Origin of the sequence: Amycolatopsis balhimycina FH 1894, from assembly GCF_000384295.1 — a bacterium.
Classification (GTDB): domain Bacteria; phylum Actinomycetota; class Actinomycetes; order Mycobacteriales; family Pseudonocardiaceae; genus Amycolatopsis; species Amycolatopsis balhimycina.
In genome coordinates, this window is sequence record NZ_KB913037.1 from 2,070,007 (window position 1) to 2,085,947 (window position 15,941).

Below are 15,941 nucleotides of genomic sequence, written 5' to 3' on the forward strand. Positions count from 1 at the left end.
AGCGGAGCCGAAACACCCGTCAGACAGCCCGTCCAGGAGGAGACCATGCCCATCTACGCGGTTACCGGAGCATCAGGCCAGTTGGGACGCTTGGCCGTCCTGGAACTGTTGAGCCGTGGAGTTCCGGGCTCTGACGTCGTTGCTGTCGTGCGCACGCCGGGCAAGGCCGCCGATCTCGCCGGGCGTGGAGTGCAGGTGCGCGAGGCGGACTACTCCCGCCCGTCGTCCCTGGTCGTCGCGCTGGCCGACGTCGACCGGCTGCTGCTGGTCTCCAGCAGCGAGCCGGACCGGCGGGTCATCCACCACACCAACGTCATCGAGGGCGCCAGGTCGACGGGCACGTCGCGCATCGTTTACACGAGCATGCTCAACGCCGATGCCACGACAAACCCGCTGGCCGAAGAGCATCAGGACACCGAGCGCGCGTTGCGCGGGGCCGGTATCCCGTTCACGCTCTTGCGCAATGGCTGGTACACCGAGAACTACACCGGTCAACTCGACGAATACCTGCGGCGCGGCGAGATCCTCGGCGCCGCCGGCAGCGGCCGGATCTCAGCAGCGACACGCCGGGACTACGCCCGCGCCGCGGTGACGGCGTTGCTGCAGGACGAACCGGGCAACCGGAGCTACGAACTCGGCGGACCGGCCTTCGACCTCTCCGAGCTGGCCCGGGTCATCAGCGAGGTCACCAGCACCGCGGTGGTCTACCGCGACCTGTCGGTCGGGGAGTACAAGTCCTCCCTGCGGCAAGCCGGCCTCGACCAAGGGAGCGCCGAGTTCGTCGCGGCGCTGGATGTTTCCATCGCCCACGGTGACTTGGCGACTGACAGCCAAGACCTCGCGCGGCTGCTGGGCCGTCCTGCGACGCCTCTCGCCGAGGTCGTGCGCACGGCCACACAGCGCACCACAATCCACTGACTTCCCACCGCAACCGACAGGAGCTGCGATGTCGTCACCCCACCCCGCCACCACGTTCCCGACCCGGGACGCCTTCGTCGCCGGCAAGGACGACGCGCCCGCCTACTGGTTCTACGACACGCTGTGGGTGATCTTGGCCGACGTCCACCAGACCGGCGGCTCGTTCTCGGTCATCGAACAGTGGAGCGGGCCGGCGTCGGGCCGCCGCTGCACGTCCACAACGTCGACGAGTGGTTCTTCGTGTTCAGTGGCTCGATGGACATGCAGGTCGGTCCGCGCGAGCTCACCGCCACGGCGGGGGACTCCATCTGGATCCCCCGCGGCACCGATCACGGGTTCACGACCACCGAGGAGACACACGTGCTCAACGGCTACGCACCTGGTGGCGTCGAGCAGATCATCGCCGGCATCGCGACACCGGCCGAGCGCCGCGAGCTGCCGCCGAAGGATCTCGAGCTACCCAACCCGGAGGCATTCGGCCGGCTGCTCGACAACTATTGGTCGTCCCTCAGCAGCAATACCTGGGCCCAGACCGCACCCCAGCGCTGAGGCTGGCCCAGAAAGACAGCCTGCCGTTTCCTCGTCGGCTGTGGCCGGCCCAGCGGTGTTCCCGCCTGGGCCGGCCACGTACGCCGAGCGTCGCCCGGTACCTGCTCAGGCGGCCACCACGGGAGCGCCGGTGGTGCTCCAGACCGTGCCCCGGCGCTCGTGCCGGATCAGCTCGCCGACCGCGTGGGCCACTCGCGGCCCGACTTCGCGCTCGACCAGATGCAGGGCCAGGTCGATGCCGGACGTGACATTGCCGGAGCTGAGCAGGTTGCCGTCGTCGACCATCCGGGCCTCGACCGGAACCGCCTTCGTCCCCGCGAGGTCGCGGCCGCGTTCGTGGGTCACCAGCGGACGCCCGTCGGCCAGACCCGCGTGAGCGAGCAGGATCGATCCCCCGCAGACGGTCGCCACGGCCGCGTCCGGCCCGGCCAGGGCCTCGCGCAGCCGGTTCGGCAGCTCGCTGCGTCCCGCCGCCGCGAGCAGCCGGCCGATGCCGCCCTCCACGGCCGGATCCATGGACAGGCCGCCGGCTGCCCCAGGAACCACGATCACACTCTCCTTCCCCGGATCCAGGACCGCTGTGGCAGTCAGCGTGATCGACGCGAACCCGCTGGGCACCTCCCGCGCCCCTTCGGCGGTGACGAACTCGGTGGTCACCTGCCCGCCGGAGAACAGGCCGGCGGAGTGGAAGACCTCGAAGGGACCGAGGACGTCGAGGGGGTCGAATCCGTCGTAGAGCGCGATCTGCACGTGCATGGCACAACTCCTCATCTTTCCCGGAAAAAGCAATGTCCTCAAAGGACCAAAAGCGGAAACAGGTCAGTCCAGCATCCTTTGGAGGGCCTTGGCACTCTCGGACACGGCTTCGCCGAAGCGGGGACCCAGATGGACGAACGGCAGGAAACCGTGCGGCAGGTCGGCTTCGCGCACCGCCTCGACCGGCACGCCTGCCGCCCGCAGCTTCTCCGCGTACCGCTCACCTTCGTCACGCAGCGGGTCGAACCCGGCGGTGACCAGATGAGCCGGCGGGGTCGCTGCCGCGACCGTCCCGTAGAGCACCGACACGAGCGGATCGGTCCGGTCGGCTCCGGAAGGCACGTAGTGGTCCTGGAACCAGACGATGTCCTCATCGGTCAACAGGAACCCTTGGCCGAACCGGTCCCGTGAGGGATGCCGAGCCGCCAGGTCGGTGGCCGGATACAGCAGCCACTGTCCCGCCGGGACAGGGCCGTCACCGCGGTCGGCGGCGCGACGGGCGGTCACCGCGGCGAGGGTGGCGCCCGCGCTGTCCCCGCCGACGACGATCCGGTCCGGGTCGACGCCGAACTCGCGAGCACGCGCGACCGTGTCGTCGAAAGCCGCGAGCGCGTCGTCCACCGCCGCCGGGAACGGGTCCTCCGGCGCGAGCCGGTAGTCCACGGACAGCACCCGATGGCCGGTGCGCTCGGCCAGGAACCGGCCCACGTGGTCGTAGCCGGCCCGGCTGCCGATCACCCAGCCGCCACCGTGGAAGAACACCAGAGCACCCGAGCGATCACGACCGGACACCGGGACATACAGCGTCGCCTCCAGCAGCCCCTGCGCTCCATGCAGACGCACGTCGGACACGGCCACCGCCCGCGACGGGCGCCGGCCGGCGCGCAGCATCGGCGCGCTGCGCTCGAGCGCAGCGCGTCGGGCACCACGCGCAGGTCGTCGCGGACGAGGATCAGGTCGGCGGCACGCAGCGCGATGTCGGTGCCCGTGGCGATCCCGAGGCCGAGGTCGGCGGTGGCCAGGGCCGGGGCGTCGTTGATGCCGTCGCCGACCATCGCCACCCGGCGGCCTCCGGCCCGCAGCTGCTCGATGACCTCGGCCTTCTCCGTGGGCAGCACGCCGGCACGGACGTCGGAGATGCCGACCTCGGCGGCCACCGCCCGCGCGGTCACCTCGTTGTCGCCGGTCAACAGAACCGTCTTCAGGCCCATCGCGTGCAGCGCGCGGACCGCCTCGGCGGCCGACGGCTTGACCTCGTCCCGAACCAGCAGCAGCCCGGCCACCTCGCCGTTACAAGCGACGAGCACGACCGTGGCGCCCTCGCTCTCGACCGCGGCGACGTCCGCTTCGACCTCGGCCGGGACGACGACGCCCTCCTCGGCGAGCAGCCGCGCCCGGCCGACGAGCACCGGCACGCCGTCGACGAGACCGGCTGCGCCGAGCCCTGGCAGGGCCCGGAAGTCCGTCACCTCGGGCAGTTCGCCGGAGGTCCGGGCGACCACGGCGGCGGCGATCGGGTGCTCGGACGCCGCCTCGACCGCCGCGGCGGCTCGCAGGACCTCCTCGGCGGTCCGGCCGGCCACGGGCCGGACGCCGGTCACGGTCATCCGCCCGCTGGTCACGGTGCCGGTTTTGTCCAGGACCACGGTGTCGACGCGGCGGCTGGCTTCGAGGGCGTCCGGGCCCTTGACGAGGATGCCCAGCTGTGCGCCGCGGCCGACGCCGACCATCAACGCCGTCGGCGTGGCCAGCCCGAGCGCGCACGGGCAGGCGATGATCAGCACCGACACCGCCGCCCCGAAGCCGGCCCGCACCGGCTCCCCAGCCAGCAGCCACCCCGCGAGCGTCACGGCGGCGATCCCCAGCACGACCGGCACGAACACCGCGCAAATCCGGTCCACCAAGCGCTGCACGTCGGCCTTGCGCTCCTGCGCCCGCTCGGCGAGCGCGCTCATCTGCGCCAGCTGCGTGTGCGCCCCGACCTCGGTGGCCCGCACGACGAGGCGGCCGCTGCGGTTGACGCTGCCGCCGATCACCCGGCTGCCGACGGCCACTTCCGCCGGGACCGGCTCCCCGGTCACCGCAGCGCCACGCCGAGCACGGCGGAATGATGGAGATGGCGACGCACCTGGGCAACGAGAGCGCGGCCTGGAACCTCGCGGTGGGCTTCGGCCTGCTCTGGGCGGCGCTGCGCCCGGCGACGGCCTCGGGGCTGCTGCCCGCCCTGGCCGGTTTCGTGACTGTCCTCGGCCTCATGTCGGGCATCGATCTCTCCGACGGCCAGGTCACCGTGTCCCGCGTGCTGTCGCACGGCTTGCTCGTGGCCGGGGTCGGGCTCCTCTACGGCGTCCGCCGCCAGCACCGCCGCACGTCGACACCAAGCCCGAGCACGCGCGCCGAGCCCACCGCGCACGACGAAGTCGCGCTCGGCTGGGAGCCACCGGCCGCCAAGGGCGACGGCCGCCGTCCGCGCCGCCGGTTCCCGCACCTGCCGGCCAGCCGCCGCCGCGCGGCCTGATGATCGCGGGGAACCAACCGGGTCCGCCGGACGACTACCGAGGGAGCCACTCAACCCCCGAGGAGCCGACGATGACCTCACACCCCGCCGACCTGCGCCACATCGCGACCTTCTGCGGCCAATGCAACTGCGGCTGCCCTGAACTCTACGTGGCCGAAGGCGCTCCGCCGGAGCGCGCGATCGTCATCACCGACGACTTCGGCCAGCGGATCGAGATGAGCCTCGAGCAGCTCGAGGTACTCGTTGCCGACGTCAAGGCCGGCGTGCTGGACAAGGTCCTGACGCCGTCGGCCGGTTGAGCCACGAGTGAAGCCCGCGACGCTCGGCCTGCTCAACGCCCGCCGGAGCCGGCCGAGCGTCGCGCCCACAGCCCTTTCCCCGTTCCTCCACAGTGGACCATTCAAGTGATGATCGCGTGGCATCGGCACGATTGCCCTTTCTGGCAACCGCACGAACATCCTGCGGCGCAGTCACAGCGCCCCGTTCCCACGATCCAGACCACCAGGTGTTCCGGGACGCAGTTCGGCCGATCCGGCTCTGACGTCCGGCCACTACCCATGTGCGCGTCATACGCTGTGAGCAGCGAAGTCGCGAAGTCCGGACAGGGTCCGGCGGGCCGAACCCGCATCAGGCGCGTCAGAACGACCAGCCGTTCCGCTGTCTCTCGGCACGCCGGGCACCACGACAAATGGATTTCCGCGGCGGCTTCCTCGGCGGGCGAAGCCTGTGCATCCACCATCGCCGACACCGCTTCCCGGCACCGCTGACAGTCCATGCCGGAGAAGTCGGGCTACCTTCCCGGGGAGTTCCCGCGGATGTCCGTGGGAACTTTCCCTTGCACCGGGCCGGCCACTGGAACGCGGGGGCTCACCACCGCGGCCGGGGCCGCGGACCGGTCCCGCGTCCAGGGCCGGCGGTGCTACCGGGGGTTCCACTCCTGAGGCTACCGGGCAGCCGCCGCCGGTCCGTCCCATCTCCCTTGGTACCCGACCTCGGGGACCACTTTCACGAAAGGCTGCCCTGATCAGCACCTCGACCGGCGCAAGCAGCGGCGAACATCCGGCGATACTCACTCGACGGTGGCCCGGCGGAAGTGCTGCCGGAAGTTGGCCGGGGTGCCGCAGCGGACGGCGATGTCGTCGATGCTCGTGCCGGTGGTTTCGAGGAGTTCGCGGGCGTGGTCGACGCGGGCAGCATTGAGCCACTTCATGGGGCTGGTCCCGGTTTCGAGGGTGAAGGTGCGGGCGAAACTGCGGGCCGACATCCGGGCGTGCGCGGCGAGGTCGGTGACGTCGGCGGTTCGCTCAGGTGCTGCAGGGCCCATTCCAGGGTCTCGCCGATCCCGGCGCGGGCTGCCACCACTGGTGGCCGGTCGATGAACTGCGCCTGCCCGCGTTCCTGGTGCGGCGCGGCGATAATGTCGCGCGCCACGGCATTCCGCGCGGAAGACATGGCCTACGCCACCACCTTGCGGCAGGCCGGCGTGCCGACGGAACGGCACGTGTGGCCCGGCGGCTTCCACGTCTTCGACCTGGTCGCGCCGCACACTAGCCTCGCGCAGGCGGCAACGAACGCTCGCAACGTATGGGTCGCACGGACACTGCGCCGCATTCGCGCGATCCGCCAGTGCTGCGTGACTCTGGTGGTTAGGCTGTCGGCGTGGAGACGGCAGAGGTCCTCGAGGTCGTGCGGGAGTGCCAAGCTGCGGGTATCGAGATTTGGATCGATGGCGGGTGGTGCGTCGATGCGCTACTCGGTCGACGGACGAGGGATCACAACGATCTTGATGTTGCGGTCAGCCGCCAGGAGGTCTCCCGGCTGCGGGAATGTCTTGCGATGCTCGGTTACGCGGCTGAGAACCGAGACGGTGCGACGGAGTGGAACTTCGTGATGGCAAGGTCTGATGGCGGTGGGTCGGTTGATGTCCATGTTTTCGAGTTCGACGAGGACGGCAACTGCATCTATGGGATCGAGTACCCGAACGACTCATTCTCCGGCGTCGGCGTGATCGGCGGTGAGCAGGTGCGGTGTATCAACCCGGAACGGATGTTCCAGTTCAAGACTGCCTATCCGCCTGCGGCGAAGGATCGGCTTGATGTTCAGGCGATGAGTGCACGGTTCGGGTTCGAGCTCCCGGCTTCCTACCGTATTGGAACCTGACGTGTCGCCGCATTTCCGTTGTTGTCGACGAGTTTGCGGATGATGGTCTGGGCGATGCAGACCTTGGTGACGGCGCTCTGCGAGATGGGCTCTGGCGCGGATTCCGTGGTCCCGTTACCGGGTGTGAGTTTCGCGGTGGTCAGGCCAGAATGACTCGTTTGCGGAGGAGGTCGAGCTTCGCTCGGCCGTACATCTGGCGCTTGATGGCCTTGATCCGGTTGACGTTTCCCTCGACCTTGCCGGAGCTGGAGGGCAGGGTCAGTCCGGCGGTGACGGCGGCGTGGTCGCGGCGGATGCCGATGGCGAATGAGTGCAGTTCGGGCTGCTCGTCTGATTCCACTGTGGACAGCCAGCTATCAAGGTTTTCACCTTCCCGCTGGACCATCATCGTGGCGAATGCCTTGACGTGCTCCGCGAGGCGGTCCAGGTGTGGGCAGCGGGACCGGATGTCGGCGAGTTGACGCGTCTCGTCGTCGTCGAGATTCTCCGGTCGGCGCCCTGACCAGCAGCTTCACCACCACGCCGATCGGCGCAATGTTGCGTTCGATGCAATTCAGCGCGTTACGTCGGCCGGAAATAGGTCGTGTCGGCAGGCCACGCGTACCAGCGTCCACCGCCGATCGACGGCCGGTCTGCGACCTCGTACACCGTCGCCTGTCAAGCGACAGCTGTGCTGGCCAAGGACAGGGCGCCGACCAGCAGCGCGACAGGTAACCTGACGCCCCGGCAGGCGCCGGCGTCAAACTATCTGGCCTTTTCGCGCGAGCCGCTGTGGTCCGTCAGCTCTCATTTGCGGCCCGCGGAGGCTCTAGCCCAGGGGTGACTTGGGCCCAGGTCGGGCGTTCGCGCAGAGTGTGCGCGGCGATCAGGGATGGGCGAAGGGCGCCGTCGGCAGGCTGGAAGTAGGCGGTGCCGTCGGCTGTGACGATCCACTGCCCGCTCCTCCCTTGACCGGGCCGCCTGCCGCGATGCCGGCGCCCGCGACTTCGAAGGCGGGCTCGGCGTTCACCGATCCTCAGCTGTTCGCCGACCTCCACCGGCGTCCGGACTTCGCAGCCTGGGACACGGCCGCCATGAGGTCGGTGTTGTGCCGCGCGAGGGCGAAGTCGGGTGCGGACCGGGTGCCGGTCCGTAGGTCGCGAGCCAGGCAGGCGTACACCTCGGCGACGTTCAGCGCGGGGCTTTCCGCGGTGGCAGGGGCCGCGGGCTTGTCGGGAGCGTCGAAGGAGACGCTGGACGCCAGGTTGAGGTCCCCTCCTTGCACTCCGTAGAGGGAACCGCCGGTGAGCGAAAGCCATCCGTCGGTGCCGCGCAGTTCGAACCGGAAGTCCGCGTCCTCGGGCGGCACACCGCCGACCACGTCGACGGTCACGACCGCGCCGGTAGCCGTCCGGGCCAAGACGTCGACGTGGTCGGGTACTTCCCGATGTGCTTGTCCGCCGGTGTCGAGGAGTTCGGGGTGTGGCCACAGGGTCTCGGCGCGGGCGTCCACCTCGGTGATTTCACCGAGCAGCGCCTCGACGAGGTCGAGGGTGTGGCCGGCGGTGATCGTCAGCAGCGCGGCGCCTGACTCCTCCTTCTCGAAGTACTCGTACGCCGAGGTGGTCACCGCGCCGAAGCCGGACGAGGTCGACACGACCCGCGCGTTGAGCGGTCGTCCGATACCGCCCTCGGCGATGATCCGGGCCGCGCGCCGCACCGCCGGGTTGGCGCGGCCCTGCAGACCGATGACGCCGAGCCCGGACCGCGCTGCCTCCGCGAGCTTCTGCGTCTCGGCGGGAGAGCTTCCCAGTGGCGCCTCGCAGTAGACGGCCTTCCCGGCGTCGAGTGCCGCGAGCACGAGGTCGCGGTGGTCGGGGACCTTGACCGCCACGGTGACGATGTCGATCGAGGGGTCCCGGATCATGGCGAGCGGGTCGGTGTGCCACGTCGGTGCGTCGAAGGCCGCCGCGGCCTCGCGTGCGCTCTCCTCCCGCCGGGTGGCGACCGCGGCCAGCGTGATGCCGTCGAGGGCCCGGATCGCCGGGACGTGCGAAACCTGCGCCCAGCTTGTTCGGGCGTTCGCCCCGATGATTCCTACGCGCAACTCAGTGGGGGACATGGGAGAACCTCCTGATGGGGTCGGCCGTCCGGCGACGGCGGTGGGGTGTTCCGAGCGGGATCGGCCCGCGGCGGTCACGTGCCGATGTGGCGCGCCACCCACGCGTTCCGGGTAGCGGTCATGGCCCGCGCGAGCTCCGTTCCGGCGGCCAGCACGTCGAATCCGTGGAAGCCGCCGGGCCAGACGTGCAGCTCCGCCTGCACGCCGGCCGCCCAGAGAGCCGACGCGTAAGCGACGTCTTCGTCGCGGAACACCTCGGCGGACCCGCAGTCGATGAAGGCGGGCGGCAAGCCGGACAGGTCGGTTGCCCGGGCGGGGGCGGCGTAGCCGGATACGTCCGTGGTGCCGCGGCGGTCGCCGAGCAGGGCGGTCCAGCCGGTCCGGTTGCTCACCCGGTCCCAGGCGCCGATGCCGTCGAACTGCGCCATCGAGACGGACTGGCCGCGGTCGTCGAGCATCGGGTAGATCAGGACCCGTCCCGCGAGGCACGGCCCCTGTCGGTCGCGCGCGAGCAGCGCGGTCCCGGCCGCGAGGCCTCCGCCGGCGCTCGCGCCCGCGATGATGAGCCGTCCGGGGTCGATCCCGAGTTCCTCGTCGTGCTCGGCGGTCCAGCGAAGCCCGGCGTAGCAGTCCTCCACCGGACACGGGTCGGGGTACTCGGGGGCGAGCCGGTACTCGACGGTCACCGCCACGGCGTCGTGCTCCACGATCCACGATCCACGGCAGGATCTGCGGCAGCCCGAGGAACCGGTCGCCGATGATCATGCCGCCGCCGTGCGTGTGGAAGATCCCCGGTCCGCGGCCCGCGTGGTCGGCCCGCGCGAGGACCGACACGACGATGTCGGCCCCCTCGTGCCCGGGGATCGTGACATCGCGTCACGTGACGCCCGCTTCCGCGAGAACGTCGTCGACGGAGGCGTCGGCCCCCGCGGCCTGCCGGGCGAACGGGATCATCTCGGCCGTCAGCCCGACCGGCAGCTGACCCTCGATGAGGCCGAGCACGACCTGGAGCTCGGGATCGAAAGGGGGACGAGCGACAGTGCCGGTCATGGGACCTCCTGGTGGTGACCAGCGCCGGACTCGAGGTGTTCATGCCTGGTCACGCTATTTCCGTCCCTGCGGCGCAACCAGGCCGACCGGTGCCTGGTCTTCGCTTGACCAGGCACGACGCGCGGCGGTCTGCTCGAATGGAGTGATGCACGACCCGCGCCCGACGACAGACCGACGCAGCAGGCCCAACGTGGCTCTGGGTGCCTTTCTCCGCTCCCGCCGGGATCGGCTCACCCCCGCCCAGGCCGGGCTCCACCCCGTGCCCGGCCTCCGGCGTGTGCCGGGGCTGCGCAAGGAGGAGGTCGCCGGCCTGGCGGGGATCAGCCCGGATCACTACAGCCGGCTGGAACAGGGGCGCCAGCGCACGTTGAGCGACGACCTGTGCGAGGCGCTCGCGCTGGCGCTGAACCTCACCGACGTCGAGCGCAAGCACCTGCGGTCCCTGGCCGACCCCGGATCCCGTCGCGGCAGCTGGGACCGCCCGCAGCAGCCGGAACCGGGGCTGCTGCGCGTGATGACCGCACTGGACCACCTGCCGGCACTCCTGCTGGGACGGCGCTCCGACGTCCTGGCCACCAACGCACTGCTCGCGGAGACTCTGGGGGTGACGTTCGAAGCGGGAACGTCCTTCGTGCGGTGGCTCCTGCTCGACGAAGCCGCCCGCGCGCGCATCGTCAACTGGACCGACTACGCGCGTGCCGCCGTGGGCGCGCTGCGCTACGAGCTCGGCAGGTACCCGCACGACCGGGCGCTCGCCGCGCTGATCAAGGACCTGCGCGCCCGGGACCCCGACGTCGATCGCTGGTGGCACGACCAGGGGGTCACCGACCGCACCTCGGTCACCAAGCGCATCGCCCACCCGACCGGCGGGCCGCTCGAGTTCGGCGTCGAAGCGGTGACCCTCCCCCAGAGCTCCGACCAGCAACTGGTGATCTACACGGTCGAGCCCGATTCGCCCACCGCGCGCGTGCTCCCCCTCATGCACAGCAGCGCGCTGCAAGCCGCCCGTGGATGAGGCACCGCGGCGGCCTTCCCCGCGTCTGCGGATGCGAGCTTCGTCAGCGGTGCGGGCTGCCGCGGCTGAGCGAGGTCAGGCGACCCGCGGCGGGGTGACGCCGTCGTACCAGTTCGGGATCGCCCCCATTTCTTCGGAGCGCGCCCCGTGGACACGGATCGTGTCGAGGTCGGCCAGCTGGTCGGGGCTCAGCGCTGCGGCGAAGTACTCAAGCTGCGCCTGGACTGCATCGGCCGCTACCACGGCCTGCCGATGCTCTGGCACGACCAGACCAAGGTCGGCAACTACAACGAGGCGATCCGCATCCCGGAAGTCCTCTACGCCCGGCTCGACAAACGACGGACCAAGTCGTTGCGCTTGTTCGAAAACAACAACGGCTACCAGCCGAGCCCTGAGCAGCGAGAGGCGATGGCACTGTTCCCGACCAAGGCCCGCAACAGGGACGGGGCTCGGTCGGTCTCCTACACGTTCTTCAACGGCCATTTCAAGCTCTGGGTGATCGGGCTGGCACTCGGATCCGCCGTCCCGCACCAGGCCCGGCATACGCTGGCGACGAACCTCCTGCGCGCCGGCGCCAGCCTCGCCCACATCCGCCGATACCTGGGCCAGGTCAGCGACCGCATGGCCGAGCATTACACCAAGGTCGCCCACTCCGACCTCGAAGACGTGCTGAACGCCGTCTGGGTCGCCGGGCCCGGCTCCACAAACCCCGGCGAACTCCTTGCCGGTGCTTCCAAGCCCCTGAAACGCGAGGAAGCGCTCGCGCTCGCCCTGGACCTCTCCCGCCGCAGCACCCCGGCCGACGGCGGCTTCTGCACCTTCCAGCCCGTCGTCAACGGGGCCGCCTGCCCCTGGAAACTCGACTGCGAAAACTGCGACAAGTTCGTCCTCTCCGGCGCAGACCTGCTCTACTGGCGCCGCAAACAGGAGCAATGGCGCTCGATCGCCGAACGAGCGCCCGACGACGCCACCGCGAACTATCTGCACCAGGTCTTCGAGCCGACCGCCCGCGCGATCGAGGGCCTGGAGAAGGCGCTGGCCAGTCTCGGGCTCCTCGACGAGGCCCTCGCCCTTGACCTGCGCCGGCCGCAGGACTACTTCCACCGCATCTGGAGCACCAACTTCCGCGCCAACGACCTGGCCGACCTCGACTGCACCGATCCGATCGAGGACGAACAGGCATGAGCGCCTCGACCACCAGGACGCAGACCGCGGCCGCCAACCATGCTCGGCACAGCACGGTCCAGGCGATGCTCGACCGGATCCGCACGACGTCAGGCCGTACGGTCCGCGACCACAGGAAGGTCACCTTCGCGGCCGTTGCCCGCGACGCCGGCGTCTCCCGGACGTTCCTCGGCCTGCGCCAAGGCGACTTCGACGCGGACAACTTGGTCCACATAGGACCGATCTTCGAAGACCGCCCGCATCTCGGCTGTCCCGAACAAGTCCCGGAACAAGAAGAGTCGAAAACGGTGCTGCCGGTCATCGGCCGCTCTCCCCGGACTGAGGAGTACCCATGTGGATGGCGATGTACTTCTGCTCCAGGTATTCGTCGATCCCGGTGTTGCCACCCTCCCGGCCGATGCCGGACTGCTTCATGCCCCCGAAGGGCGCGCTCGGGTCGGACACGTAGCCGCGGTTGAGACCCACCATGCCCGTCTCGAGCCGAGTGCCGGAACTTCGTGAAACCACGGTGGTGTCCGGTCGGAGTCCAGGAACCAGACAGGTAGCCAGCCGGCCCGGAAAGACTTCGTAGTCCGCGACTTGGCCAGCTGCGACTGCAGCTGCGAATGCTGGACCTCGATACCCGTTCGGCGAGGACCGTCGATCGCCACGTCTAGGATCGTGCCGGCCCCAGTCCGCACCTCCTGTGACGTTCGGTAACCGGCATCCTCGGCAGCCCGCTGCCAATAGTCCTTCTGGCGTCGGCGCTCTGGCGACTCCACGGCGATTTCGTGGGTTTGCGTGCACTCGCTCCCTCGGAAATGCACCGCAGCGTAGCGGCCGTTCTTGAGCCGGACGAACATCTCGGCTCCCTCGTCCTCAAGCGAAGCCCGCTGACAGAGCAAGGTCCGGTGGCCGCGCTTGATTGTGTATTGCAGCGAGCTGATCAGCGCGAAGTCACGCTCGGTGAGCTTGGTCAGGTCGAGCAGCCGATTCTGCGGCGTGTACAGCACCAAGGTCGACATCCGACGCCTCCCCGATGGCTACCCACGGACAAAGGTCGACCACTTACAGTGCAACACGGGTGGTACGAGCGGCAATGCGGCCATTCGAGTGCAGATCAGCCTCAAACTCGTCACCGGTGCCGGGCGACTGCGTTCTGCCCTCGACCCGAACTCGCCTCAAGCACCGAGGTGCACGATGATCAATATCGCCCGTAGAGCCGCTGTTACTGGCCGGGGGCCGGCTCCAGCGCGCCCTGCGAGTCGTGGAGCGCCGCGGCTGAGTCTTGGAGGCCGATGTGACGGGTCTCGGGGGTGAGTACCGCGCCGTGACTGGTGACCACGCGGAGATAGCTGCAACCGTCACCGGGACGAATGGCACGGTGTTCGTCAAGGCGGCCGACACCGATTTCGGTGTCCGGAACTATACGAGCTTCCGCTTCTCGCAATGCTTGCAAGACAACGGAATCCGGCCGTCCATGGGGTCGATTGGCGATTCCTACGACAACGCGTTGATGGAGAACTTCTGGTCCACGCTGAAGATCGAGCTGGTCTACCGCACGAGCTGGCGGACCCGCGACGAAGCCGAGAACGCGATCTTCGAATACATCGACGCTTGGTACAACACCCGCCGCATCCAGAAAGAACTCGGCTACCTCAGCCCGGACGAATTCGAGACCACCTGGCACGCCTGCACCGAGCCAGATAACCTCACCCCTGCTCCGACCGGAGGCAGGTAACCACCGCTCCGCCAAAGCGGGGGGAACTCAGGTCCGGTGTCGTCGCCTCGCCGTGGTTACCCGTCCGACCTGACCGATGCGCGTTGGGCGCTCATCGCCGACCTGCTACCCCGAGCCGCGCGCTGGACCGAACTGGTCAGTTCCGGTGCGTCAGCCGGCCAGCCGGTTGAGTTTGCGGATCTGCTTGTCGAAGCTCCGGGCGGGAATGATGCGGCGTAGTGTGCTCACGCGTCCGGCGGTCGGGCCGGCGGTGTAGCGCAGCTTCGGTTTCGGGTCGGTGGCGGCCGAGACGACTGCCTTGGCCACGATGGCGGGATCGTCACCGTCTTTGATCGCCGCCGCCATCATGTCGTCGAAGATGTGCCGTTGCTGCGCGTAGACCGGCAGAGGGCTGTCGGCCCGCAGGCTGTTCGCCTCGAACTCGGTGTTGGTGTAGGCGGGCTGGACGAGCAGGACCCGGACGTCGTGCTCGCGGACCTCGTGGTCCAGGGACTCGGAGTAGCCCTCGATCGCGTGCTTGGACGCGGCGTAGCTGGCCATGTAAGGAGCGGGGAGGAACCCGAGCACGGAGGAGATATTGATGATGCGGCCTCCTCCCTGCGCCCGCATGCGTGGCAGGACGGCCTTGGTCATGCGGATGAGTCCGAAGACGTTGACGTCGAACAGCCTCTGGTCCTGAGCCAGGGAACTTTCCTCGGCGGCTCCCGCTGCGCCGAGACCGGCGTTGTTGACCAGGACGTCGATTCGTCCGGACTGCTCGATCACCTGTTGGACCACGGTGGTGACTGACTCGGTGCTGGTCACGTCGAGGTCGAGGAACGTCACGCCGCCGCTCGGGGCGACCCGAGAGGTGTCTCGGCTCGTGCCGACCACGGTGAAGCCCGCCGCCACGAGCGCGAGCGCGGCCGCCTTGCCGATGCCCGAGGAGGCGCCCGTCACGAGCGCTACCTGCCGAGTTGTTGCCATCACAGGCTCCTGAATCTATTGGATTATGATCATACGACCATAACCTGAGACGCAAGCAGAGAGCAAGGGTCTCGCCGGAATTAGATTCGGTCGTACTGTCAAAGAGTGAGTGCAGGCCGGCGGACAGGCCGCTGGCTCGTCCTGAACGAGGGGCTTTGTGCGGTACGACAAGGAGCACAAGGTTGTGACCCGTCGGTGGATCATCGAGACGGCCGGACGCCGGTTCAGGGCGGGACCCCTTCAGCGACGCCTTCGGTCCGCACGAGAAGACCCGCCTCGGTGAGCTCGAACGGAAGCAGGCGCCGAACACGGTCGTCGGCTGAGCCCAGGGCAGTGACGTCCTTTGGGCTGAGTCTTCCCTCAGCTCATAAAGGTGAGGCCGTTCTCGATCCCGTGCTCAAGGACTTCATCGGAGAACTTACGGTCGGACAGGGCGCGGGACAGCTGCAACGTCCCCACCATCATGGTGAACAGCCCGATGGCCTTGCCGCGAGCGGACTGCGGATCCGCAGGTTCCAGGCGGGCGGCGATCTCCTCCACGATGGACTTCACGCCGTCGGCGTATGCCTGTTTGGTCGCCTCCCCGCAGCGGCCGATCTCGTCGAGGAGAGCGGCGGAGGGGCATCCAAGGCTGGGGTTGTCCCGGTGCTCGACCGACAGATAGGCGTGAAGGAGATCCTCGAGTCCCGGGCGGCCGGGCCGCAGAGTGTCGAACGGCGCTAGTTGCATACGCAGTTCCTCCGCGACAACGGTGGCGACAAGGTCGTCCTTGGAGGCGAAGTGGGCGTAAAAGGCTCCGTTGGTCAGCCCGGCATCCGACATCAGCGTGGCAACGCCCGAGCCATCGATGCCGTCGGCTTTGAACCGATGCCCGGCCTTCTCGATGATCCGCTGCCGCGTCACCTGCTTGTGCTCCTTGGCGTAGCGCACCACGAGCTTCCTCCATTCGCTCCGTAGGGCCATTGCCTCGCGCCCAAGCCCAGCCTGTTGACTGACGTACATA

General features: G+C 69.0%; 19 protein-coding genes and 3 pseudogenes. 8 read left to right on the forward strand and 14 right to left on the reverse strand.

From position 1 onward, the window contains the following. Positions 1–45: 45 nt before the first annotated feature. The gene (locus tag A3CE_RS0108570; protein WP_026468294.1) at positions 46–918 is read left to right on the forward strand and encodes an SDR family oxidoreductase; all 873 of its coding nucleotides are present in this window, start codon (positions 46–48) and stop codon (positions 916–918) included. Positions 919–1,098: 180 nt separating this feature from the next. Continuing rightward, positions 1,099–1,467 carry a cupin domain-containing protein gene (locus tag A3CE_RS50500; protein ID WP_020639669.1) on the forward strand — a complete coding sequence of 123 codons (369 nt, stop codon included), beginning with the start codon at positions 1,099–1,101 and terminating at the stop codon, positions 1,465–1,467. Between the two features lie 105 nt (positions 1,468–1,572). Here the strand turns inward: A3CE_RS50500 and A3CE_RS0108580 are convergent, their stop codons facing one another. From A3CE_RS0108580 to A3CE_RS0108590, 3 genes and pseudogenes are all read right to left on the reverse strand, one after another. Next, positions 1,573–2,223, reverse strand: coding sequence for a DJ-1/PfpI family protein (locus tag A3CE_RS0108580; protein WP_020639670.1), 651 nt, complete (start codon positions 2,221–2,223; stop codon positions 1,573–1,575). A gap of 63 nt (positions 2,224–2,286) precedes the next feature. Continuing rightward, on the reverse strand, positions 2,287–2,985 hold the full coding sequence (locus A3CE_RS50505; RefSeq protein ID WP_020639671.1) for an alpha/beta hydrolase: 699 nt from the start codon (positions 2,983–2,985) through the stop codon (positions 2,287–2,289). 146 nt (positions 2,986–3,131) lie between these two features. Beyond that, a pseudogene (locus A3CE_RS0108590) lies at positions 3,132–4,310 on the reverse strand (heavy metal translocating P-type ATPase); the annotation flags it as partial. Between the two features lie 29 nt (positions 4,311–4,339). Here A3CE_RS0108590 and A3CE_RS50510 point away from each other — a divergent pair. Beyond that, on the forward strand, positions 4,340–4,741 hold the full coding sequence (locus A3CE_RS50510) for a hypothetical protein (RefSeq protein ID WP_245589463.1): 402 nt from the start codon (positions 4,340–4,342) through the stop codon (positions 4,739–4,741). Positions 4,742–4,812: 71 nt separating this feature from the next. Then, entirely contained in the window at positions 4,813–5,040 is a 228-nt protein-coding gene (locus A3CE_RS0108600) for a hypothetical protein (RefSeq protein ID WP_020639674.1), read from the forward strand. A gap of 101 nt (positions 5,041–5,141) precedes the next feature. On the opposite strand, the gene A3CE_RS59810 is transcribed toward A3CE_RS0108600, so the two are convergent. Together A3CE_RS59810 and A3CE_RS50515 are read right to left on the reverse strand one after the other, a co-directional pair. Next, positions 5,142–5,516, reverse strand: coding sequence for a zf-HC2 domain-containing protein (locus tag A3CE_RS59810; RefSeq protein ID WP_084641395.1), 375 nt, complete (start codon positions 5,514–5,516; stop codon positions 5,142–5,144). Positions 5,517–5,810: 294 nt separating this feature from the next. Continuing rightward, complete coding sequence (locus A3CE_RS50515) at positions 5,811–6,065, reverse strand: helix-turn-helix domain-containing protein (RefSeq protein ID WP_026468295.1); 255 nt, start codon at positions 6,063–6,065, stop codon at positions 5,811–5,813. Between the two features lie 335 nt (positions 6,066–6,400). Here A3CE_RS50515 and A3CE_RS0108610 point away from each other — a divergent pair, with 335 nt between their 5' ends. Beyond that, on the forward strand, positions 6,401–6,901 hold the full coding sequence (locus tag A3CE_RS0108610; protein ID WP_020639675.1) for a nucleotidyltransferase domain-containing protein: 501 nt from the start codon (positions 6,401–6,403) through the stop codon (positions 6,899–6,901). Between the two features lie 139 nt (positions 6,902–7,040). On the opposite strand, the pseudogene A3CE_RS57910 reads toward A3CE_RS0108610, so the two are convergent. From A3CE_RS57910 to A3CE_RS58420, 4 genes and pseudogenes are all read right to left on the reverse strand, one after another. Further along, positions 7,041–7,385: pseudogene (locus A3CE_RS57910) on the reverse strand (transposase); the annotation flags it as partial. Positions 7,386–7,916: 531 nt separating this feature from the next. Continuing rightward, the gene (locus A3CE_RS0108625) at positions 7,917–9,002 is read right to left on the reverse strand and encodes a Gfo/Idh/MocA family protein (RefSeq protein WP_026468297.1); all 1,086 of its coding nucleotides are present in this window, start codon (positions 9,000–9,002) and stop codon (positions 7,917–7,919) included. A 74-nt stretch (positions 9,003–9,076) separates the two neighbouring features. Continuing rightward, positions 9,077–9,709: an alpha/beta hydrolase fold domain-containing protein gene (locus A3CE_RS58415; RefSeq protein WP_020639679.1), complete on the reverse strand. Its 633-nt coding sequence runs from the start codon at positions 9,707–9,709 to the stop codon at positions 9,077–9,079. Positions 9,710–9,878: 169 nt separating this feature from the next. Continuing rightward, positions 9,879–10,052: a hypothetical protein gene (locus tag A3CE_RS58420; RefSeq protein WP_020639680.1), complete on the reverse strand. Its 174-nt coding sequence runs from the start codon at positions 10,050–10,052 to the stop codon at positions 9,879–9,881. 190 nt (positions 10,053–10,242) lie between these two features. Between A3CE_RS58420 and A3CE_RS0108635 the strand changes: the two genes are divergently transcribed. Continuing rightward, a complete protein-coding gene (locus A3CE_RS0108635; RefSeq protein ID WP_026468298.1) occupies positions 10,243–11,067 on the forward strand; it encodes a helix-turn-helix transcriptional regulator in 825 nt (274 codons plus the stop codon). A gap of 75 nt (positions 11,068–11,142) precedes the next feature. On the opposite strand, the gene A3CE_RS58425 is transcribed toward A3CE_RS0108635, so the two are convergent. Further along, the gene (locus A3CE_RS58425) at positions 11,143–11,310 is read right to left on the reverse strand and encodes a hypothetical protein (protein ID WP_245589852.1); all 168 of its coding nucleotides are present in this window, start codon (positions 11,308–11,310) and stop codon (positions 11,143–11,145) included. On the opposite strand from A3CE_RS58425, the gene A3CE_RS53975 reads away from it, so the two are divergent. Then, on the forward strand, positions 11,245–12,252 hold the full coding sequence (locus A3CE_RS53975) for a site-specific integrase (RefSeq protein WP_084642054.1): 1,008 nt from the start codon (positions 11,245–11,247) through the stop codon (positions 12,250–12,252). The genes A3CE_RS58425 and A3CE_RS53975 overlap by 66 nt on opposite strands. A gap of 297 nt (positions 12,253–12,549) precedes the next feature. Here A3CE_RS53975 and A3CE_RS54915 read toward each other — a convergent pair. Beyond that, positions 12,550–12,735: pseudogene (locus A3CE_RS54915) on the reverse strand (aldehyde dehydrogenase family protein); the annotation flags it as partial. Next, positions 12,663–13,256: a competence protein CoiA family protein gene (locus tag A3CE_RS57370; RefSeq protein WP_020639685.1), complete on the reverse strand. Its 594-nt coding sequence runs from the start codon at positions 13,254–13,256 to the stop codon at positions 12,663–12,665. The pseudogene A3CE_RS54915 and the gene A3CE_RS57370, both read right to left, overlap by 73 nt. Before the next feature lie 275 nt (positions 13,257–13,531). Here A3CE_RS57370 and A3CE_RS58430 point away from each other — a divergent pair, with 275 nt between their 5' ends. After that, entirely contained in the window at positions 13,532–13,972 is a 441-nt protein-coding gene (locus A3CE_RS58430; protein WP_125592401.1) for an IS3 family transposase, read from the forward strand. A 150-nt stretch (positions 13,973–14,122) separates the two neighbouring features. On the opposite strand, the gene A3CE_RS0108670 is transcribed toward A3CE_RS58430, so the two are convergent. Both A3CE_RS0108670 and A3CE_RS0108675 read right to left on the reverse strand, forming a co-directional pair. Further along, entirely contained in the window at positions 14,123–14,938 is an 816-nt protein-coding gene (locus A3CE_RS0108670) for an oxidoreductase (protein WP_026468299.1), read from the reverse strand. A gap of 360 nt (positions 14,939–15,298) precedes the next feature. Continuing rightward, positions 15,299–15,871 (reverse strand): TetR/AcrR family transcriptional regulator, encoded by a 573-nt coding sequence (locus A3CE_RS0108675; RefSeq protein WP_026468300.1) that lies wholly within the window; start codon positions 15,869–15,871, stop codon positions 15,299–15,301. Positions 15,872–15,941 lie beyond the last annotated feature (70 nt).